Source organism: Micromonospora sp. CA-240977 (assembly GCF_050942285.1).
Taxonomy (GTDB): domain Bacteria; phylum Actinomycetota; class Actinomycetes; order Mycobacteriales; family Micromonosporaceae; genus Micromonospora.
Genome location: NZ_CP192055.1, coordinates 5,098,979 through 5,118,799, shown reverse-complemented (window position 1 = coordinate 5,118,799; position 19,821 = coordinate 5,098,979). Strand labels below are relative to the sequence as shown.

The window sequence follows — 19,821 nt, the reverse complement described above, 5'->3', positions numbered from 1 at the left end:
TGCTTTCTATAGCGAGGGGAGAAGTTCATGAAGACCTGGTTCATCACCGGTGGGACTCCCGGAGGGTTCGGTCTGGTCTACGCCGAGGCTGCCCTGGAGCAGGGCGATCAGGTGGTGGTGACCGCGCGTCGGCCGTCTGAACTGCGAGAGTGGGCTGAACCGCACGGCGACCGCGTGCTGGTTCTCCAGCTCGACGTCACCGATGTCGACCAGGTGCGTGCGGCGGTCACAGCGGCCGAGGCGCGGTTCGGCGGAATCGACGTGCTCGTCAACAGCGCGGGCCGTGGCTGGTACGGCTCCATCGAGGGTGCCCCTGAGGAGACGATCCGCCGCACGTTCGACCTCAACCTGTTCGCCGTGGTCGAGGTGATGCGAGCGGTCCTGCCCGGTATGCGGGCACGCGGCGGCGGCTGGATCGTGAACATGTCGTCGGTGGCAGGCCTCGTCGGCGCACAGGGATTCGGCTACTACGCGGCGGCGAAGTTCGCGATCGAAGGACTGTCGGAGACACTGCGCCAGGAAGTTGAGCCGTTCGGTGTGCGCGTGCTCGTCGTAGAGCCGGGGGCGTTCCGCACCAAGGCCTTCACCTACTTCCAGGACGAGGACGTCAACGAGATCGTGGACGCCTACGTGCCGATGGTCGAGGGCGTCAAGGCGGCGTTCGTGGACCACAACGGCAAGCAGGCAGGAGACCCTGTTCGTGGAGTGCAGGCCGTGATCAGCGCGATGAACGCGCTCGCTCCGCCGAAACGAATCGTGCTGGGCAACTCCGGCTACGACGTCGCTGTCGCGATGCACGAGAACGCACTCGCCGAGTTGCGCGCGAACGAGAAGCTCTCCCGCGGAGCGGACTTCTGAGCCTGTTTCCAGAAGTTGTGTCTGCATCTCGCGGAAGTCGACAGTGCCGCGAAGCCCTCATCAGGATGTGCCCGGCGCATGACGCGCCCGCGTCCCGGCGCCCGAGAGAACTGGAGAGCAGAAATGAACGACATCACTCTGCCGAAGGCCGTCGATAACTTCATCACGGCCGTGAACACGCACGACGCGTTCGCGCTGGCCGCTGTCTTCGGCGACGGAGCCACAGTGCGCGATGACGGGAAAACCTGGGCCGGCGAGGTCGAGATCCGCGAGTGGATCCAGGGGCACCTGATCGACCCCAAGGTCGTGCTCACGCCGACCTCGTTCGCGGACGACCGGCTGGTGGCCGCCGGGGACGGTGATTTCCCTGGCGGGCCTCTGTCATTCGCATTTGTGTTCGACATCAAGAACGACCAGGTCGCCGACCTCGCGATCGAGCCCGTCTGATTCGTCACCGGCCGGGGCTGGCTGCTGGCCGCTCCGGCCGGTGAGCAGTTGACGGAACAGCCGGGGGAACCATCAACGACCACCTGGCCGACGCAGCGTGACGGGGCCCGAACACTGGTCTACTACTGTTGCCGGCCCTTGCCGACGGCGTCGCGCGCGGTCCTGGGTGCAGGCAAGATACATCGGTGGCGACGATAAGACGGTTCGACAGCGTCGATGCCCCCGCCGTGGCGGGCCTCATCCAACGATGCCTGCGTGAGATCAACAGTCGCGACTATCCGAGCGAGGTCATCGAGCGGATGTGCGACCACTTCACCGAAAACCGCATCCGGGAACTCGCCGTGCAACGACAGATGTTCGTCGCAGAGGTAGACGGCGTCGTCGGCACGGTCTCCCGCGACGGCAACAAGGTCTACACCATGTTCGTGCACCCACGGGCCGCCGGTCGCGGCATCGGACGGCTCCTCATGCGCCACATCGAGACGCTGGCGGTGATCGACGGCTACGACCACATGGAAACCGGGGCGAGCATCACCGCTCATGACTTCTACCGTCGGCTCGGCTACGTCGACGTCCGCTCCACGGAGACAGATTTCGGATTCAACTACATCCTGCGCCGCGATCTGCCCTGAGTAAGCAGCCACCGACGCTAGACGCACGGTGCGCCCTCATGCGGCTGACATGACGGGGGGCTCACTCAACCTGGAATGCCCGGCGGCCAGCGGCGGGTACGGTCAACGGTTGTCGTCTGGTCCCAGCGCGCCGCGGTGCCAGGCGTACCAGCCACGGCAGAGCACATAGCCGACGATGGTGGTCGGCGACACGAGTCCGTCAGGGTGAGTACCGCCTGGTGAGGCCGCTCGGCGCTACCGGAGCGGCTGGACGTCTGTCGGCGCGGTGATCGCAACCGCGTTCGTAGCTGAGGGTCGCACGATGCGCGTTCGGCTAGTCGAGCAGCGTCGCCGCCGCGGCCAGGGTGGCCAGGGACAGGGTCGTGGTCACCACCACCGCCCGGTTGGCGACCGTTTCGCCGACGCCGTACTCCTGGCTGTAGATGAATGTGTTCTGCGCTGTCGGCAGGCCCGCGCACACCACCACGGCGAGCAACTGCGGCGCGGACAGGTGCAGGGCCAGCCCGGCCGCGTACGCGATGACCGGCTGTGCGACGAGCTTCAGCGCGGTGATCACGGCCAGCTCGGCTGGCGGGGTCGGCTCGGCCCGCGACGGCGCGGTGCGGTGCAGTGACGCCCCGAGCGCGACGAGGGCGGCTGGTGCCGCGGCGTCCGACAGCAGGGTGAGCGGCGCGCCGGCCGCCGACGGCAGGTGCAGGCCAGCAATGGAGCATGCGACGCCGAGCAGCGACGCCAGGATCACCGGGTTGCGTGCCGGCAGGGAGGCGATACGGCGGACCCGTACCCGCCCGGTCGGGTCGCTGTGCCGGTCCAGGGCGACCAGGATCACGGGCGTCACCACCAGCACCTGCAGCAGCACCACCTCCGCCAGGAACGACACGTTGCCGAGGACCTGCGTGGCGATCGGGATGCCGAGGTTCGCCGAGTTGACGTACCCGGCGGCCATGCCCCAGATCGGCCGTTCGCCGGGCGTGCGGGCGAACAGCCAGCTCGCGCCGACCCACCCGAACCCGACGACCGCGGCGGTGCTCAGTCCGAAGGCGAGCAGCGGGCGGCCGGCGAACCCGGACAGCGGCATTCGGGACAGGGCGAGGAACAGCGCGGACGGCATCGCGAGGTGGAACACGAACCGGCCGAGCACCGCCGCCGCCGCCTCGCCCAGCAGGCCCCAGCGACAGGCCGCGTAGCCGAGCGCGGTGAGGATCCAGATCGGTACGAACGCCGCCACCAAGCTCATCCGAGCATCACATGTTCGTCGATCGGAAAGCCACGCGTTCAGCCTCGCATCCCGTTCGGACCGCACAAACATCCCGCCATCGCACCGTGACGGGTTCAGCCATCAGGCGCGGCGGATCGGCACCCGCTGCCACCAGGTGAGGCATCGCCAGAGCCATTCGAGCGGGCGACCCGGGAGTGATCATCGATGACGGTGTGCACGAACGCGGTGCCTATCTGAGGTTCGTAGACGCTGTTGCGTGCCCGGTGCGCCCAGCGGTGGCCTGGCGGTTGCGCTTGCCTTGCTGGCGGCCGACGAAACGCCAGCCGCCGCCGTCGGGGATGTTGCCGTACTTGGTGACATCCACGTGCAGCATCGCGCCCGGATGCGGGTGCTCATAGCGGTCGACCGGTTCCCCGGTGATCCGGTCGATGTGTGACAGCCGATGCAGCCGGCAGCGGGTCAGCACCGCGTGCACGGTTGAGGCCGGCATGCCCAGGAGCCCGCCAATCTGCACGGGTCCGAGACGTTGTTTCCACCGCAGTGCACAATCTTGCGCACATCACGCGAGAGAGCACCGATTCGCCCCTCTCGAGTGATACAGGCATTGGGCCTTGAAGCGGTGGGTGGCTAGGTCGAGGAACGACTCACCGTGGGATCGTTCGTGCATGCTGGTGCCGCCGTAGCCATCGACGGCACCAAGGCGGTCGATCTCGGTGGCGACGTTGTAGAACGATTCTGGGGCCGCGACCCTCGCGGGACGCTGGAGAGGCGCCGTCCTCACCGTCATGGCTGGATGAACGCCAAGTCCTTCGGGCATTCCCCGGCTAGCGATCCAGGATGGGAGGAAGGTCTCTAGAGGACCCGGCGTTCTGCCCATATGCCAATCTGGCCCCCTGACGATCGTCACCTTGCGACGACCGCTCGAAAACGCCCCGGAACCCGCTCGGACCACCGGGTCAGTCTTCACGCGGCGTCGACAGGCGGCGAATGCCTCAGCGAGTGCGGTCGGCACGGGCAGGTTTGATGGGTCAGGGATCGCTTGAGCAAGCCAAGCGCGTCGAGCCGGGGTCGCCGTCCCGCAGCAGGTGCACCAGCTCGACAGCTTCGGCGGCCCGTCACGGGTGGTCTTCTGTCTGGTCACCGCGACTGGTGCCGCTGCACACGGATGGTCGCGGAGGTGCGGCCGCCGTCGGTCGAGTGCCGCCTCGTCGGGCAGGGTGCGTAATGATCTTCGGTAACCGCGACAACGGCGCGTGGAGGCTCCGGCTCGGCCAGGCGAAGATCGTTCGGCACAGTCTGTGGTTGTTCGAGCCGCGCACTGGACGTGAGGTCTCATGCTGCCGCTATACCGGCCACGAGCATCTTCAGGCCGCGGGTGAAATCGGCTTCCGGGCTGGATCTCCGGCTGACGTGCGAGAGCGCCTCGATGTGGGGGAAGTCTTGTCCGGCGAGTGTGCCGATGCGAGCGGCGGTGTCTTTCGCTGTTGCCTCGGCTGGGGTGAGAGGGCCTGCGAGTTCGGCCTGGGCGCTGCCCATGATGAGGCCGAGGACGGCGCGGAAGGCGGCGAGCAGGTCCCGGTCGCCGAGCGCCGAGCGGCGCAGCGCGGCGATGAGAGCCTCGGCCGGGGCGAAGCCGGCCGCGGAGGTGGACCGGCGGGTGAGTACGAGTGGGATGGCGGCCGGGTGTGCGCGTACCGCCCGCCAGGTCGCGGTGGCGATCTGGATGGTGTCGCGCCGCCAGTCGGACGTGGGTTGCGGTAGGTCGACGGCGGAGATCACGGCGTCCACGACCAGTTCCTCCAAGCCTTCACGGTCTCGGACGTAGTTGTAGAGCGTCATCGGTCCGGTGCCCAGCGCCGTCGCCAATGACCGCATGTTGAGGGCTGCCAGACCTTCGCGATCGACGAGGCGTAACGCCTCCGACCGGATGTCGTCGAGTGTGTAGCGCGCGCGGACCATCACACCTCCTTGACACGTACGTTGTACGTATGTAAGCCTACCCTACACGTACAACGTACGTGTAAAGGAGGAGTCAATGACCGCCACCCCTAAGACCTCGCTGACTGGGTTCACCGTCGACGGGACCCGCTGCGCCGCCTGGATCACGCTGCCCGACCGGCCCGGACCGCATTCGGCTGTCGTGCTCGTGCACGGCCTCGGCGCCACCCACGACATGATGCTCAACCAGTACGAACACCACTTCGCCGCCGCGGGAATCGCCACCCTCGCCTTCGACTACCGGCACACCGGTGCCTCTGGCGGATCACCCCGGCAGCGCATCAGCATGCGCCGCCACCGCGCCGACGTGCACGCCGCGCTCGACTATCTGCGTGCACGCGACGACATCGACGCCAACCGAATCGGCCTGTGGGGGACCAGCCTCGGGGCGATGCACGCGCTACGCGTCGCCGCCGCCTGCCACGACCTGGCCGCGGTGGTCGTGCAGTGCCCCATCGTGTACGGGCCGGCCGCCGCCCGATCCGGACCGCGCGCCGTGGCCCGGCTCAGCCCAGCCGTCATCGCCGACGCGGCGCGGATCCTGCTCCGCCGGAAACGCAGATACGTGCCGATCGTCGCCGCACCCGGAGCCACTGCGGTTGTCACCGTGCCTGGCGCACTCGACGGCTGGAACTCGACCACCCCGCCAGGTGCCGTCTTCGACAACCGTATCGCCGCCGCGAACGCGATCGGCCTGGCCACGGTGACCGCGACCCGTCATGCCCGACGCATCACCGCGCCGTTACTCGTCTGCGTCTCGGACAACGAAACTCTGATGGACCCGCGCCACGCCGCCCTCGTCGCCGCACGGGCACCCCGCGGCACCGCCCGCCACTACGCCGCCGACCACTTCGAGGTCTACCACCCGCCGATGCTCGCCACCGTGCTGGCCGACCAGACCCACTTCCTGACGGAGCACCTACATGTCAACCAGTGACCTACGCCGCCACAACGACGAACGCTTCACCGACCTCGCCGCCGGCCTCACCGACCGCGAATGGGCCCAGCCCAGCCGCTGCGACGGATGGACGAACCAGGACGTCCTCGCCCACCTCGTGATCGGCCTGACCATCCCTCTACACCAAGTGTTCAGGGCACTGGTCCGCCACGGCGGGTCCTTCGACCAGGCCAACGCCACGCTCGCCCGCGACCTGGCCGCACGCACCACACCGGCCGACCTGCTGGCCGAGTTCACCCGAGCCAGCCGCAAGCCCCGTGGCATCGGTCGCCTCTTCCCGCCCCGGCTCCTGCTCGGCGACCACGTCATCCACGAACTCGACATCACCACCGCGCTGCACCGCGAACCGGCCATCCCGCCCGACGTCCTCGCCGCCGTACTCAACACCGAGGTACACATCCCAAACCCATTCATCCCGGCCCGCGCCCGCGCCGCCGGCCTGCACCTACACGCCGACGACATGCCCTGGGAACACACCCGAGGGCCAGGCCGGCTACCCACCGTTACCGCCTCCGCCGCTGACCTCGCCTCAGCCCTGGCAGGACGGCAGGAGGCACTCCTGCGCTGCCACGGCGACGGACTCGCCGTCCTACGCCAGCGAATGCCACACCGCCGCCCGGCCCCACCAAAGTCCCGTCACTGACCAAGTGGCCAGCCCTTGACCGGTGCGCCGCGCTACCAGCCGTATCGCCGGTCGCCCAAACGGCAGTGGTGGTCACCAAGGCGAAAGACAGCACTCCCACGTGTCCCCCCGAAGGTCAACTCGCCACGGAGTGACCATCGTTGCGGTGTACAGGTACGGCGGACAACCCGAGTACGCCGCCCGCGCCGCTTCGACGCCTTCCACCGGTTGCCCGGGAAGAGCAGGTTCGTCTGCCGCTGATCGCCGGGAGGTGCCGGCGGCGGTCCTCGATGGCGTCGGTCAGCGGGTCTTCTTCGACGCGCGTTTGCGGGGTGGGGTCAGTAGGTCGGCGATCGTGGCGATGGCGGACGGTACGAGACGGTAGTAGGCCCAGACGCCGCGCTTGTCGCGCTCCAGCTGTCGCCGCCGCCGACCACGGCGATGTCCTGGTCTCGGAAGAAGAACCCGTCGCAGGTGGCGCAGGCGGAGACGCCGTGGCCGAGCAGCTCGGTCTCGCGAACTGGGCGCCGAACCGGTCGGCCTGCTTGCGGAGGTTGTCCATCAGCTCCGGGCCGGTGATGCCGTCGGGGAAGCCGGGGAAGTTCTCCACCTCGGTGGTGGTCATCAGGGCGCCGCCGGACTGGCTGCCCTCGATGACCAGCGGTGTGAGGTTGGCGCCGGCGGCGTAGACGGCGGCGGTGTAACCGGCGGGTCCGGAACCGATGATGATCAGCGGGTGGGGTTAGGACATGAGGAAGGCTCCTGCTCAGGGGTGAGCCGCCCGCCGGGCGGGGTGGTCCGGCGGGCGGCGTCCCGGGGGTGGCGTCAGGCGGTGGGGCGCAGCTCGGCGAGGAGCTTTTCCACGCGGGTGCGGATGTCGTCGCGGATCGGGCGGACCGACTCGACGCCCTTACCGGCCGGGTCTTCGAGCTTCCAGTCCTCGTAGCGCTTGCCGGGGAAGACGGGGCAGGCGTCGCCGCAGCCCATCGTGACGATCACGTCCGAGGACTCGGCGGTGGCGTACTCCAGGAGCTTGGGAGTCTGGTCGGTGATGTCGATGCCGACCTCGCGCATCGCCTCGACGGCGGCCGGGTTGACGGTCTCGGCGGGTGCGCTGCCGGCGGAGCGGACCTCGACGGTGTCGCCGGCGAGGTGGCGCAGCCAGCCGGCGGCCATCTGGGAGCGGCCGGCGTTGTGGACGCAGACGAACAGGACGCTGGGCTTGTCGCTCATGAAGTGCCTTCCATGCAGTACGAGTCGCGGGGCCGGTTGACCGGCACGTCGTTGAGGTGGATGAACAGGTGAGGGTCGGGATTGTCGTTGTAGTCGAGCGTCGGGTAGCGGCCCGGGTCGTGGCGGCGGTTGAACAAGCTGGGCGAGAGGTCAGCCGCGCTGGTGTCGTACGGGTGTTCTGTCATGAGCGGTGGTTGACGGTGGCGCCCTTGTCGGTGGGGACGACGACCTGGTCGGCGGCGGCGCCGGCGTCGGGATAGAGGGCGGCGAGCAGACCGACACCGACCGCGAGGCCGACGAGCTGTGCCACGACGAAGCCGGGCACAGAGGTGGGTGCGATGCCGGCGAAGGTGTCGGTGAACGCCCGACCGACGGTGACCGCGGGGTTGGCGAACGAGGTCGACGAGGTGAACCAGTACGCGGCGCCGATGTAGGCGCCGACGGCGGCGGGTGCGACGGGGACGCGGCCGGAGCGGGCGAGGGCGAAGATCAGCAGGATCAGGCCGGCGGTGGCGACGACCTCGCCGAGCCACAGGTGGGCGGCGGCGCGGTCCTTGCCGGAGAAGTCGACGGCGGCGAGGTCGAACATCAGGTTGGCCAGCACTGAGCCGGCGATCGCGCCGAGCACCTGCGCCACCACGTAGCCGCCCAGGTCGCGGGCGGTGAGGCCGGTGCCGGTGCGGCGGCCGAGGAACCAGTCGGCGGCGGAGACGACCGGGTTGAAGTGCGCGCCGGAGACCGGCCCGAAGGCCAGGATCAGCGCGCCGAGAGCGAAGGCGGTGGCGATCGAGTTCTGCAGCAGCTGCAGGCCGACGTCGGTCGGGGAGAGGGTGGCGGCCATGATGCCGGAGCCGACCACGGCGGTGACCAGTCCGGCGGTGCCGGTGAACTCGGCCAGCAGGCGCCGCCACAGGGTGGGGGTCATCGGTCTGTTCTCTCCCATGGTGTTGCTGTCCCGACGGGGTCGGGCAGGGTGGTTATTGGGTGGTGGGGACGTGCAGATCGTCGAGGAGGCGACGGACCCGGCGTTCGATCTCGTCGCGGATGGGCCGCACGCCGACGGTGTCGAGGCCGGCAGGGTCGTCGAGGTCCCAGTTCTCGTAGCGGGTGCCGGGGAAGACCGGGCAGGCGTCGCCGCAGCCAATGGTGACCACGACGTCCGCGGCGCGGACCACTTCGTCGGTCCAGGGCTTGGGGAACTCCTGCGAGATGTCGATGCCGCGTTCGGCCATGGCGGCGATGGCGGCGGGGTTGACCTCGATGCCGGGTTCGCTGCCGCCGGATCAGGCGACGGCCCGGTCGCTGGCGAGGTGGGTGAAGAACCCGAGCGCCATCTGGGAGCGGCCGGCGTTGTGGGTGCACAGGAACAGCGCCACGGGGCGGCCGTCGCGGTGGTGGCCCTCGACGCGGGCCAGGGCCTGCAGGCGCTGACGGGCGAAGCGTTCGGCGAGCAGCGGCAGGTAGTGGGGGATGGTGCTGGCGGTGGCGAACTGGTCGTAGCTGGAGAGCAGGAACTTCTCGATGGTCTCGGCGCCGTAGACGCCGGTGAACCCCTCGGCGAGCCGGGTCGCCGTGGTGCGCAGGGCGACCTGCTGGTCGATGGAGACCTCGTCGTAGGCGTGGGGGCTGGTGTCAGTCATGACGGTCTCCCGGGGCGGTGGTGACGGCGGGGGCGACCCGCTCCACGCGGGCGGCGAGGTCGGCGAACGTGGCCTCGAACGCCTCGTCGGTGTCGACGCGGACCGGGTCGGGCACCGACCAGTGCAGGCGCGGGCGGACGGGTCCGGTGAGGCCTTCGTGGGCGTTGTCGCACACGGCGATGAGCAGGTCGTCGTCGCGGACGACGTCGGTGACGTGGGCGGTGGCGGTGGGGTCCAGGCGCAGCCCGTGCCGGCCCGCGACGGCCACCGCGCGCGGGTGCACCCGGGAGGCCGGATGCGTGCCGGCCGACGCTGCCGGGGTGTGGGTGCGGTCCTCCCAGAGCGCGGCGGCGAGTTGGGAGCGGGCGGAGTTGCGGGTGCAGACGAACACCACCCGGCCGACGCCGGCCAGCGGCGGCGGGGCCAGGGCGGGGAGGGCTTCCGGCCGCAGCCGCAGGTAGGTGCGCCGCTTGTCGCCCTGGGAGCGGCCCTTGACCACCAGGCCGGCCTCGGTGAGGACCTTGACGTGGTGGGCGACGAGGTTGGTGGGCAGGTCCAAGCCGTGGGCGATCTCGCCCGGGGACGCGTCGCCGAGGGTGAGCGCGTCGACGATCGCCAGCCGCGCGGGATCCCCGAGCGCGGCGTGGATCCGCGCCCGCCCAGCCAGAGAATCAAGCTCAACTTTCATTGACTCAATCATAGCTGAGCTAATTGAGGTTGCAGGAGTGGGCCCGAGATGCGGTCGCCCGGGGTCGCGAATGCTCGGCGCCGGCCGAGTGGAGCGTTTCCGACCTTGCCCGCCGTCAAGGCGGGCGCGTTACTACGAGCCGGCGGGCTCGACGGCGAGCAGGGACGCCAACTGGCGAAGGACGCCCGGCCGGGCCCGGTAGTAGACCCAGGTGCCGCGCCGCTCGGCGTCGACCAGGCCGGCCTCACGCAGCGTCCGGAGGTGGTGGGAGATCGTCGGACCGGTCAGGTCGAACGCCGGAGTGAGGTCGCAGACGCACGCCTCTCCGCCCTCGGCGGAGGCGATCATCGACATCAGCTGCAGTCGCACCGGGTCGCCGAGCGCCTTGAACGCCGACGCGAGAGCCACGGCCGCCTCCGCGGGCACCCGTCGCTGGGTCAAGGACGCGCAGCAGGAGGTCGCCGCGTTCAGGTCGATGGCGACGAGCGGCGCCGACTGCTTAGACATGCCTCTAGGTTGACATCCTTCTAATCAGCGTGCAACTCTCTGATTTGACAGGCGTCGAGACAGGCTGCGGTGAGGTGGAGGATCACGATGACTGCCGGGACTGACCGCCCGCCGACCCCGGTGGGCAGGGCGGGTGTCGCGATTCGACCCATGGCCGCAACCGACGCCGACGACGTCCTGGCGATCTATCAGACGGACCTGGACGCAGGCAACGCCACGTTCGAGACGACCGCGTCGGCCTGGGCGCACTTCGACACCGCGCGACTTCCCGCGCACCGCTTCGTGGCCATGGCCGACGGTGTCGTCTTCGGCTGGGCCGCAGCGTCGCCGACCTCCGCCCGGGCGGTCTGCGCCGGGGTCATCGAACATTCGTCTACGCGCAACCCGCCGCCCAAGGGCGCGGCGCCGGCAGGCTGCTGCTCGACGCGCTCGTCGCCTCCACCGAGGCCGCCGGGATCTGGACCATCCAGTCCGGCGTCTTCCCCGAGATCCGTGCCAGTCTCGCTCTGCACGAGCGGGCCGGCTTCCGCGTCGTCAGCGTCCGCGAACGCATCGGCCGCCACCACGGCCGGTGGCGTGACGTCGTCCTGATCGAGCGCCGCAGCCCCAGCATCGCCTAACCCGTTCCTTGCCGCGGACACCCGGGGCTCTGCCCGCCCATCTGATTCGACAGTTATCAATGCAAAGGAGGTGCCTGATGAGGGCACTGGACACCCTTCCGGTCGTGGTGATCGGCGCCGGCCCCGTCGGCCTGGCCGCCGCCGCCCACCTGCACGAGCGCGGCCTGCCCTTCCTCGTCCTGGAAGCCGGCGACACCGCCGGCGCGGCGGTGCGCCAGTGGGGCCACGTGCGGATCTTCTCCCCGTGGCGGTACGACATCGACCCCGCCGCCCGGCGGCTGCTCGACGACGCCGGCTGGGTCGCCCCCGACCTCGACGCCCTGCCCACTGGCGCCGAACTGGCCGCCGACTACCTCCAGCCCCTCGCCGAGCTGCCGCAGCTCAAGCCGCACCTGCGCTACGGCGCCCGAGTCGAGGCGATCAGCCGCCTCGGCCTGGACCGGCTGCGCACCGCAGCCCGCGACACCACCCCGTTCCTCATCCGCCTCACCGACGGTCAGGAGGTGCTCGCCCGCGCGGTCATCGACGCCTCCGGCACCTGGGGCATCCCCAACGTTCTCGGGGCGTCCGGTCTGCCCGCCCGCGGCGAGGCCGACGCGACGGCGTACCTGGAGCATGCCCTGCCCGACGTGCTCGGCGCCGACCGCGACCGGTTCGCCGGCCACCACACCCTCGTCGTCGGCGCGGGCCACTCGGCCGCCAACACCCTGCTCGCCCTGGCCGACCTCGCCGCCGAGCACCCGGGCACCGAGGTGACCTGGGCGATCCGCACCGCCTCCCCGGCGCGCACCTACGGCGGCGGCGACGCCGACGCCCTCCCCGCCCGCGGCGCGCTCGGCTCCCGGCTGCGCGCCCACGTCGACGCCGGCCGGATCCGACTGCTCACCGGCTTCACCGTGCACGCCCTCAGCCCGGCCGACGGCCGCGTCACCGTCGTGGTGCGCCAGGGTGACGGCAGCGAGGAATCGGTCACCGTGGACCGGATCGTCGCCGCCACCGGCTTCCGCCCCGACCACACCATCGCCGCCGAGCTGCGCCTGGACCTCGATCCAGTCATGGGCGCCACTCGCGCACTGGCCGCGCTCATCGACCCCAACGAGCACTCCTGCGGCACCGTGCCCCCGCATGGCGTCGACGAACTCGCGCACCCGGAGGTCGGCTACTACGCCGTTGGCATGAAGAGCTACGGCCGGGCGCCGACGTTCCTCATGGCCACCGGCTACGAGCAGGTCCGTTCCGTCGTCGCCGCCCTCGCCGGCGACTGGACCGCCGCCCGCGACGTTCAGCTCGACCTGCCCGAGACCGGGGTGTGCAACAGCAACCCTGACGACTCCGCCACCGGCGAGAGCTGCTGCGGCCCCGCGCCGGCCGCTGAGCCGGTGGGACGCGGGCTGGCCACCGGCATCACCGGCGGACTGCTCGCCGCGCCGCTGAACCTCGTCACCCTCGACGCCGCCCCCGCCGACACGCAGGCCGGCGGCTGCTGCGGCAGCTGATGCCCACCGCCACGACGGTGCCCGCCGACGGTGGGTCGGGGGGCACCACGGTTGGCGGATCGTCGCCGCTCTCGCCGTCACCTCCACCATCGGCTACGGCACCCCTCTACTACGCCTACCCGGTGCTGTTGACGCCGATGGCCGCCGGCATCGGCGCGTCCACCACTGCCGTCACTGGCGCGCTCACCGCCTCCGTCCTCACCGGCGCACTCATGGCCATCCCCGTCGGCTGGTGGCTCGACCACCACGGCGGGCGCGCAGGTCCTGACGAGCCCGCCGCTGCGGCTCTGACCCGCGTAACCGGGGCCGATCCGCGCTTGCAGCCGGTCCAACCCCCATGCCACCGTCAAATCGACGTGCATCGCAAACACGACGACGAACGCGAGCCGAACCCGAATTGCCTAATGCCGTTGCGGTACTAGGGCGTGCGCTGAGGGTTGCCGAATGCCGGCAACGGCATTAGCGGGATGTCGGCCGAATGCTGACCTGGATGCCGGGCGGCGGTGCCGCGACGATGTGGACATGACAAGCGACATTGCCGTGGTCGCCGAGAACCTCACCAAGTTCTACGGCCAGCGTCTCGGCATCGAGGGCCTCGACCTGGAGGTTCACGTCGGCGAGGTGATGGGCTTTCTGGGACCGAACGGCGCCGGAAAGACCACCACTATCCGGCTGCTGTTGGACTTTCTGCGCCCGACCCGTGGACACGCGAGCGTTCTCGGGCTCGACCCGCGGCGGGACAAGGCCGCGCTGCATCGTCAGATCGGCTACCTGCCAGGCGAACTCGCGTTCCCCGGACGCGACAGGGCCGACGTGCTGCTGCGCTTCTTCGCCGCCGCACGGGGCGGCGTGGCCTGGTCCCAGGTGACCGGCCTGGCTGAGCGGCTCGACCTGGACCTGTCCCGTTCCGTACGCACGATGAGCAAGGGCAACAAGCAGAAACTCGGCCTGGTGCAGGCTTTCATGCACCGGCCGGCGCTGCTGGTCCTGGACGAGCCGACCAGCGGTCTGGATCCACTCATGCAGCAGGAATTCCTGGCCATGGTCCGTGAAGCCAGCGCCGCTGGCCAGACCGTCTTCATGTCCTCGCACGTCCTGTCCGAGGTGCAGCAGGTCGCTGGCCGGGTTGCCGTCGTGCGTGGCGGCCGATTGGCCGCGGTCGAACGGGTCGAGTCACTCGGAAAGCGGGCAGTTCGTGCCGTCGAGATCCACTTTGATGACCCGGTGGACCCAGCGGAGTTCAGCGCCCTGCCCGGGGTGAGTGGCGTGGTCGTGTCCGGGCCCGTGCTGAAATGTACGATCGACGGCCGCATCGACCCGCTGATCAAAGCTGTGGCGCGTCATCAGGTGGTGGACATGCTGTCGACCGAGCCCGACCTGGAAGAGACGTTCCTGTCGTTCTACTACCATGCGGAAGGGGCCGGCGATGCTTCCCGCGCTGGTGCGTAAGACCTGGCGTGACGATCGCCTGGCGTTGATCGGTTGGGCCGGCGGTGTCGCCGCCTTCACGGCCATTTACACCTTGTTCTACAGCCAGTTCCAGGGTGCTGCGGAGCTGAAGCAAGACGCTCTGCCCCAGGGCATGCTGGATTTCCTCGGCATCGCCGACATGCTGTCACCCGCTGGCTATCTGCAGGCGACCATCTTCAGCCTGGTCGGCCCACTGCTGGTCCTGATGTGCGCCATCACGTTGGCCGCCCGGACGATCGCCCGTCCGGAGGAGGACGGTGCGATGGAGTTGATGCTCGCCAACCCGATCTCGCGAGCCGCGTTTGCCTGGCAACGAGTGGCCGCCGCCGGTGGCGCGTTGACCGGGATCGCTGCCGTCCCGTGGATCCTATTGATGATCATTGTTCCCGGGGTCGGCATGGACATCCCCCTGTCCCACGTCGCTGCCGCGTCCGCCGGCCTGGTAGCCCTGGTGTGGTGCTTCGCCGGCATCGCCTTCCTCATCGGTGCCGCCACCGGGAAGCGCGCTGTGGTCCTCGCGGTCACGGGCGCCCTCGCCGTGGCCACCTACGTGGCCCACGCCATCGGCGGGATGGTCGACGGATGGCAATGGCTGCGCTGGTTGTCACCATTTCACTACTTCATCGGCACGGACCCGCTGCACACCGGCTGGCACCCCGTCGAGCTTCTCACGCTCGTGCTCCTCGGTGCCGTAACCACGACCGCCGGAATCATCGTCTTCGACCGCCGCGACATCGGTGTGTAAACCTGAGCTTGGTGGCCGCTGTCTACCGGCGGCCACCAACACGCCGACAGGGAACAGTTCATGAGCGAGGACACCTGGCTGACTGCCAACTGCCAGGATCTGCTGTACGTCCCGGCGAGTGCCCGGCTTCAGGCAGCGGTCAACCTCGGTGCCCGCTCTGCGGATGAGGGCCTGAACCTGCGGGAGCTCGTTGCTGGCCTGCTCGATGCCAGCAAGGCCTACTGGGGCGCCACCCCGGTGGAGCCGACCGACACCGCCACCGCCGTGCACTCCCGGGCCGAGTCACTGCTGGAAACTGCCCGGGAGCTGCTCACCGCCGCCGTGGACGGGTACACCCGGCAGAACCGTGCCGAACTGGATCGCCACGACAGCGAACGTGCCGCGTTCGTCAACGACCTGCTCACCGGCCGGGCCGACCTCGGTGCTCTGGCCGAGCGAGCGCATCGGTACGGCATTCGCCTCTCGGCCACCCACACCGTCCTGATCGCTCGTGCAGTCGGCCTGACTTCCGGCATCACACACCGCATCGACGCAGCACTGGCCGCCAGGTTCGGCGAAGGGAACACCCTTACCACGTTGCGCGAGGGGGACGTGGTCTGCATCAGCGCCGGCGGTCTGCGCGGTATCGCGGCGGAGTTCGCTCACCTGCTTCTCGCCGAACTCGGCGCCGGCAACTGGCAGATCGCCGTCGGCCGCACTCACCCTGGCGTGCACGGCCTGGCCACGTCCCTGGATGAGGCTCGCCGCACCCTCGACCACGCCGCCAAACTCGGATTCACCACGCCCGTGCTCAACGCGGCCGATCTACTCGTGTTCCCCGTGCTGCTGCGTGACCGCGACGCCATCACCGACCTGGTGACCACGGTCCTCGGCCCACTGACCGCGGCTCGCGGCGGTGCCGATCCGTACCTGGAGACCCTGTCCGTGCTCTTCGACAACCAGGGCAACCACACCGCGACCGCCCGCCAGATGCACCTGTCCGTCCGCGCGATCACCTATCGACTCGACCGAATCCGCGACCTGACCGGCTACCACCCCGGCGAAGCCACCCAACGGTTCACACTGCAAGCAGCAGTCCTCGGAGCTCGACTACTCGGCTGGCCACCGTAGCGAGATCACAACGGCTTCGTCTTGGTCGCCTGCGCCTCATAGACGTCAGGCACACGTCGGGGGTCGCCGGTCGATGCGAAACCACCCAGCGCCGACGGCGCAGACGGCATTCGGCGGCGCCGTGTTGGGCCCGCCGCAGCGTGACGCTCACGCCGCCCGACGACAGCCTCACAGCGGCCAGCAGTGGTGGCTGCCGCAATCCCTGATCCTGGCAAGGATCGGGTCCGGCCCAATCGACCAGCCCGGCAGAGGTACCCACACTCGGCTGCGGTTCCCCGGCTTCCAGGATGGGTGCAGCCCTCTGATTCCCGCCGAGTGCTCCGCGGCTCAGCACAGCGGCCGACACCTCCCTATCTCGCCTCGCCTGGCAGGAAAGTGCTCGCAGGTCAGGGCGGTAGGGGCAAGCGCCCCTACGGGCCAGTCGGTCAGCTGGCATCGGCACATGGCGGTGGGCAGATATTCTCGACCTCCTGGGAGAGCAAGGGGTGCGATGGGAACGACCGCGAGCCCTGCCAAACGCCCGCTGGTCTGGGCCGCGTGACTGGATGCTTGTCGCCGCCATGAGCTCCCTCGCGTATCCGGCCATAGCCCTGGTCGCCGTGGTGGTCCTTGTAGCTGTGGTGGTCTTGCGCACCTGGGTGCCGTTGGTGTGGATCGCGCTGCCCATGCTCGCGTTCACGGTGATTCCCCTGCTGACGCACCGGCCACGATTCACCGGTCACGCCGTGCGTCCGGCCGAGGAGCCCGAACTGACCAGCCTGGTGCGGCAGGTTGCCGAGCGACTCGGCTTCCACTTCCCACTGCTCGTGCGGATCGTGGCCGAACCGGAGGTCGCCGTCCTGCCCACCCGGACGTCGGGATTCCGCACGTTCACCCTCTTTCTGGGTCTGCCACTGGTGCGCCGGCTCACCGCTGCGCAACTCGCCGCTGTGGTGGCGCGCGAGTTCGCACACAAACAGCGGGCCGGGGACCGACGAACCCAACTGCTGCTCCGCGCGCACGCAGCCCTGGCCGCCAGCATCGAGAACCGGCTCCGGGCCCCGGCTGTCCTGGTGGAGCGGCTGCTGCGCGTCAGTCAGGCCCACATTTGGCCGTCGGCCCTGGCCGCGGAAGCTGATGCCGCCGCAGTTGCCGGCACGGCGGCGATGCGCGGCGCTCTCGTCGAGGTCGACGCGATCCACGACCTGGTCATCCTCCCGGCCGGGGCGTCCCTGCCCCGGGCCCGAGCCTGGTGGTGGCGCGCGGCGATCTTCGCCCTGGCCGGAGCAGCCCTCGGCGGTCTGTGCGGAGTGCTGTTCCTCCGGGGCGGCACGGCGATCCCGCTGGCCGCCGTCGCGGGCGCGGCACTGCTGGTCAACGTCTGGGCGTTCACCGGCGCCGAGCCCTGAGACCCGGGCGTCAATCGGTGGTGGCGAACCGTTCGACGTTGTCGATGGTGCCGACGACCAAAATGAGATCGCCGTAGGCGAGGACGGTGTCGGGTGCGGCGTGGGTGAAGGCGCGGGGCTTGCCGCCGGGTACCGCCGCCTGGGGTTTGACGGCCACAACGGTGACGCCCCACTTGCTACGGAGGCGGGATTCACGCAGTGGAACACCGACGACGTCTCGGGGTGGGGTGGTCTTGATGACGGCGAAGTCGGCGTCGACTTCGACGTAGTCGAGGATTCTCCCGGAGAGCAGGTGAGCGACGCGCTCGCCCATGTCGTGCTCGGGCGCGACGACGTGGTGGGCGCCGACGCGAGTGAGGATGTTGCTGTGCTGGCCGCTGATGGCCTTTGCCCAGATATCGGGGATGCCGAGTTCGGCCAGCAGGCTGGTGGTGAGGATGCTGGCTTGGATGTCCGTGCCGATGGCCACCACGGCGCGGTGGAACTCGGCCAGACCGAGTTGCCGCAGGGCTTCGATGTCGGTGGAGTCGGCGGTGACGACGTGTGGCAATTGTCCGGAGAGGGCCTGGACGACCTTCGGGCGGTGGTCGATGCCGAGAACCTCGGTTCCCCGGCTGACCAGTTCCAGAGCCAGGGCGGAGCCGAACCGGCCCAGCCCGATCACGACGACGGGTTCGGTGCGTGCCTCAGCCAACGATCGTCCTTTCCTCGGGTAACTCGAAGCGGCGGTTGCGCTCGCGCAGCGCCAGCGCCGAAGCCAGGGTCAGCGGACCGACCCGGCCGGCGAACATCAGCACCATCAGAAGCAGGTCGGCCTGCGGCGGCACGTTTCCGGTGATGCCGGTGGACAGGCCCACGGTGGCGAATGCGGACACCGCCTCGAACAGCACCACGTCGAGCCGATACGGGGTGATAGCCAACAGCGCGAAGGTGGCGGTGACCACCGCGCCGACCCCGAGCAGGGCGACCGCGAGCGCTTGGCGCTGGTTGCTCGCGGGGATGCTCCGCGGGCCGACGTTGACGTGGAGCTCGCCGCGCATCTCCGACCAGAGCACGAATGCCAGCAGCCCGAAGGTGCTGACCTTGATCCCGCCGGCGGTGCCGGCACTGCCACCGCCGATGAACATCAGCACGTCGCTGGCGAGCAGGCTCTCTGGCCGCATCCCGCCGACGTCGACGCTGTTGAACCCGGCCGTGCGGGTCATGGCCGAGGCGAAGAACCCGGCCAACAGTTTCTCCCCGCCGCCGAGCGGGCCGAGGGTACGCGGGTTGGAGAACTCGGCGACAGTGAGCACAAGGGTGCCGAGCACGAGCAGCGCACCCGTGAGGGCGAGGGTGATGCGGGTCAGCACCGACCACAGCGCCGGGCGGCGCCAGCACCTGAGCAGTTCGAACACGACCGGAAAGCCCAACCCGCCGAGGATGACCGCGGCGGCGATCGGCAGGCAGATCCAAGGGTCGCTGACGTAGCCCACGAGGCTGTCGGCGTTGGTGGAGAAGCCCGCGTTGTTGAACGCCGACACCGCGTGGAACACCCCGTCGTACACCGCCTCGCCGAACGGCTCGTCATAGGCGGTGATGAACCGGACCGTCAACACCGCCGCGACGACGGCTTCGCTGGCGAGGCTGAACAGCACGATCCGGCGGACCACCGCGCGCACGTCGGTGAGGTCCAGGCTCTTCGTCTCCGCCTGCGCCAGGAACCGGGCCCGAAGGCCAAGTCGCCGCGACAGCAGCACGGTGAACAACGTCGCCAGTGTCATGATGCCCAGGCCGCCGGCCTGAATCAGCAGCAGGATTACGACTTGGCCGAAGCCGGACCAGTAGCCGCCGGTGTCGACGGTCACCAGGCCGGTCACGCACACCGCCGAGGTCGCGGTGAAAACCACATCCATCAGCTCGGCGCGCTGGCCGGAACGGGTGGCCACGGGCAGCGACAACAGACCGGTACCGACCGCCACCGCCGTGCCGAAACCGACAGCGATGACACGCGCGGGATGCCACAGTCGCCTACTTCGCCGCTGCCACGTCGGCACCGGGCCTAGCATCCGTCGGCCACGCCGGTGCGCCGACTGCCCACGCAGACGACCCTGGCGTGCACGCCCACCGTGGTCATCTGGCTGGCCCGGATCATGAACCGCATGCTCTCACGGCCGATCGGGCGCATGTCGGGACGGTCGCTACCGCTAC

22 protein-coding genes and 4 pseudogenes are annotated in these 19,821 nt (G+C 69.6%); 11 read left to right on the top strand and 15 right to left on the bottom strand.

Annotation, left to right across the window (positions count from 1 at the left end; translation table 11 throughout):
* The first annotated feature begins 27 nt into the window (after positions 1 to 27).
* The 3 genes from ACQPWW_RS23125 (at position 28) to ACQPWW_RS23115 (ending at position 1,937) form a co-directional block, all read left to right on the top strand.
* On the top strand, positions 28 to 858 hold the full coding sequence (locus ACQPWW_RS23125; RefSeq protein WP_433125483.1) for an SDR family NAD(P)-dependent oxidoreductase: 831 nt from the start codon (positions 28 to 30) through the stop codon (positions 856 to 858).
* 123 nt (positions 859 to 981) lie between these two features.
* On the top strand, positions 982 to 1,305 hold the full coding sequence (locus ACQPWW_RS23120; RefSeq protein ID WP_433125482.1) for a nuclear transport factor 2 family protein: 324 nt from the start codon (positions 982 to 984) through the stop codon (positions 1,303 to 1,305).
* A gap of 227 nt (positions 1,306 to 1,532) precedes the next feature.
* A complete protein-coding gene (locus ACQPWW_RS23115) occupies positions 1,533 to 1,937 on the top strand; it encodes a GNAT family N-acetyltransferase (RefSeq protein WP_433125481.1) in 405 nt (134 codons plus the stop codon).
* A 313-nt stretch (positions 1,938 to 2,250) separates the two neighbouring features.
* Here the strand turns inward: ACQPWW_RS23115 and ACQPWW_RS23110 are convergent, their stop codons facing one another.
* From ACQPWW_RS23110 to ACQPWW_RS23100, 3 genes and pseudogenes are all read right to left on the bottom strand, one after another.
* A complete protein-coding gene (locus tag ACQPWW_RS23110; RefSeq protein ID WP_433125480.1) occupies positions 2,251 to 3,174 on the bottom strand; it encodes an AEC family transporter in 924 nt (307 codons plus the stop codon).
* A gap of 164 nt (positions 3,175 to 3,338) precedes the next feature.
* A pseudogene (locus tag ACQPWW_RS23105) lies at positions 3,339 to 3,700 on the bottom strand (IS481 family transposase); the annotation flags it as partial.
* Between the two features lie 788 nt (positions 3,701 to 4,488).
* Positions 4,489 to 5,115 carry a TetR/AcrR family transcriptional regulator C-terminal domain-containing protein gene (locus ACQPWW_RS23100; protein ID WP_433125478.1) on the bottom strand — a complete coding sequence of 209 codons (627 nt, stop codon included), beginning with the start codon at positions 5,113 to 5,115 and terminating at the stop codon, positions 4,489 to 4,491.
* A gap of 76 nt (positions 5,116 to 5,191) precedes the next feature.
* Between ACQPWW_RS23100 and ACQPWW_RS23095 the strand changes: the two genes are divergently transcribed.
* Entirely contained in the window at positions 5,192 to 6,091 is a 900-nt protein-coding gene (locus ACQPWW_RS23095; protein ID WP_433125476.1) for an alpha/beta hydrolase, read from the top strand.
* A complete protein-coding gene (locus ACQPWW_RS23090; RefSeq protein ID WP_433125474.1) occupies positions 6,078 to 6,755 on the top strand; it encodes a maleylpyruvate isomerase family mycothiol-dependent enzyme in 678 nt (225 codons plus the stop codon). Before ACQPWW_RS23095 ends, ACQPWW_RS23090 begins: the two co-directional genes overlap by 14 nt.
* A gap of 279 nt (positions 6,756 to 7,034) precedes the next feature.
* On the opposite strand, the pseudogene ACQPWW_RS23085 reads toward ACQPWW_RS23090, so the two are convergent.
* The 9 genes and pseudogenes from ACQPWW_RS23085 to ACQPWW_RS23045 form a co-directional block, all read right to left on the bottom strand.
* Positions 7,035 to 7,151, bottom strand: a pseudogene (locus ACQPWW_RS23085) (transcriptional regulator); the annotation flags it as partial.
* Positions 7,151 to 7,467: pseudogene (locus tag ACQPWW_RS23080) on the bottom strand (NAD(P)/FAD-dependent oxidoreductase); the annotation flags it as partial. The pseudogenes ACQPWW_RS23085 and ACQPWW_RS23080, both read right to left, overlap by 1 nt.
* 92 nt (positions 7,468 to 7,559) lie before the next feature.
* A complete protein-coding gene (locus ACQPWW_RS23075) occupies positions 7,560 to 7,967 on the bottom strand; it encodes an arsenate reductase ArsC (RefSeq protein ID WP_357037220.1) in 408 nt (135 codons plus the stop codon).
* Positions 7,964 to 8,152, bottom strand: coding sequence for a hypothetical protein (locus ACQPWW_RS23070; protein ID WP_433125473.1), 189 nt, complete (start codon positions 8,150 to 8,152; stop codon positions 7,964 to 7,966). Before ACQPWW_RS23070 ends, ACQPWW_RS23075 begins: the two co-directional genes overlap by 4 nt.
* A complete protein-coding gene (locus ACQPWW_RS23065) occupies positions 8,149 to 8,892 on the bottom strand; it encodes an MIP/aquaporin family protein (RefSeq protein WP_433125471.1) in 744 nt (247 codons plus the stop codon). Before ACQPWW_RS23065 ends, ACQPWW_RS23070 begins: the two co-directional genes overlap by 4 nt.
* Before the next feature lie 52 nt (positions 8,893 to 8,944).
* On the bottom strand, positions 8,945 to 9,199 hold the full coding sequence (locus ACQPWW_RS23060; protein WP_433125469.1) for a hypothetical protein: 255 nt from the start codon (positions 9,197 to 9,199) through the stop codon (positions 8,945 to 8,947).
* A 51-nt stretch (positions 9,200 to 9,250) separates the two neighbouring features.
* Positions 9,251 to 9,607: a three-helix bundle dimerization domain-containing protein gene (locus tag ACQPWW_RS23055; RefSeq protein WP_433125468.1), complete on the bottom strand. Its 357-nt coding sequence runs from the start codon at positions 9,605 to 9,607 to the stop codon at positions 9,251 to 9,253.
* Positions 9,600 to 10,295: a helix-turn-helix domain-containing protein gene (locus ACQPWW_RS23050; protein ID WP_433125467.1), complete on the bottom strand. Its 696-nt coding sequence runs from the start codon at positions 10,293 to 10,295 to the stop codon at positions 9,600 to 9,602. The genes ACQPWW_RS23055 and ACQPWW_RS23050 overlap by 8 nt, the downstream gene beginning before the upstream one ends.
* Positions 10,296 to 10,427: 132 nt before the next feature.
* Positions 10,428 to 10,802 (bottom strand): ArsR/SmtB family transcription factor, encoded by a 375-nt coding sequence (locus ACQPWW_RS23045; protein ID WP_433125465.1) that lies wholly within the window; start codon positions 10,800 to 10,802, stop codon positions 10,428 to 10,430.
* Between the two features lie 150 nt (positions 10,803 to 10,952).
* Between ACQPWW_RS23045 and ACQPWW_RS23040 the strand changes: the two are divergent.
* The 6 genes and pseudogenes from ACQPWW_RS23040 to ACQPWW_RS23015 all read left to right on the top strand — a co-directional run bounded on the left by ACQPWW_RS23040 (position 10,953) and on the right by ACQPWW_RS23015 (position 17,631).
* Positions 10,953 to 11,422: pseudogene (locus ACQPWW_RS23040) on the top strand (N-acetyltransferase family protein).
* 77 nt (positions 11,423 to 11,499) lie between these two features.
* Positions 11,500 to 12,918, top strand: a complete 1,419-nt coding sequence (locus ACQPWW_RS23035; protein ID WP_433125464.1) for an FAD-dependent oxidoreductase — start codon at positions 11,500 to 11,502, stop codon at positions 12,916 to 12,918.
* A 444-nt stretch (positions 12,919 to 13,362) separates the two neighbouring features.
* Positions 13,363 to 14,367: an ABC transporter ATP-binding protein gene (locus ACQPWW_RS23030; protein ID WP_433125461.1), complete on the top strand. Its 1,005-nt coding sequence runs from the start codon at positions 13,363 to 13,365 to the stop codon at positions 14,365 to 14,367.
* On the top strand, positions 14,345 to 15,133 hold the full coding sequence (locus ACQPWW_RS23025; RefSeq protein ID WP_433125459.1) for an ABC transporter permease subunit: 789 nt from the start codon (positions 14,345 to 14,347) through the stop codon (positions 15,131 to 15,133). The genes ACQPWW_RS23030 and ACQPWW_RS23025 overlap by 23 nt, the downstream gene beginning before the upstream one ends.
* Positions 15,134 to 15,193: 60 nt before the next feature.
* Positions 15,194 to 16,243, top strand: a complete 1,050-nt coding sequence (locus ACQPWW_RS23020; protein ID WP_433125457.1) for a PucR family transcriptional regulator — start codon at positions 15,194 to 15,196, stop codon at positions 16,241 to 16,243.
* A gap of 560 nt (positions 16,244 to 16,803) precedes the next feature.
* Positions 16,804 to 17,631 carry a hypothetical protein gene (locus ACQPWW_RS23015; RefSeq protein WP_433125456.1) on the top strand — a complete coding sequence of 276 codons (828 nt, stop codon included), beginning with the start codon at positions 16,804 to 16,806 and terminating at the stop codon, positions 17,629 to 17,631.
* A 10-nt stretch (positions 17,632 to 17,641) separates the two neighbouring features.
* Here ACQPWW_RS23015 and ACQPWW_RS23010 read toward each other — a convergent pair whose 3' ends face one another.
* The 3 genes from ACQPWW_RS23010 to ACQPWW_RS23000 are packed head-to-tail and all read right to left on the bottom strand — an operon-like array spanning position 17,642 to position 19,798.
* On the bottom strand, positions 17,642 to 18,295 hold the full coding sequence (locus ACQPWW_RS23010) for a potassium channel family protein (RefSeq protein WP_433125455.1): 654 nt from the start codon (positions 18,293 to 18,295) through the stop codon (positions 17,642 to 17,644).
* Between the two features lie 22 nt (positions 18,296 to 18,317).
* Entirely contained in the window at positions 18,318 to 19,667 is a 1,350-nt protein-coding gene (locus tag ACQPWW_RS23005; protein WP_433125453.1) for a TrkH family potassium uptake protein, read from the bottom strand.
* A 5-nt stretch (positions 19,668 to 19,672) separates the two neighbouring features.
* Positions 19,673 to 19,798 (bottom strand): hypothetical protein, encoded by a 126-nt coding sequence (locus tag ACQPWW_RS23000; RefSeq protein ID WP_433125452.1) that lies wholly within the window; start codon positions 19,796 to 19,798, stop codon positions 19,673 to 19,675.
* Positions 19,799 to 19,821 lie beyond the last annotated feature (23 nt).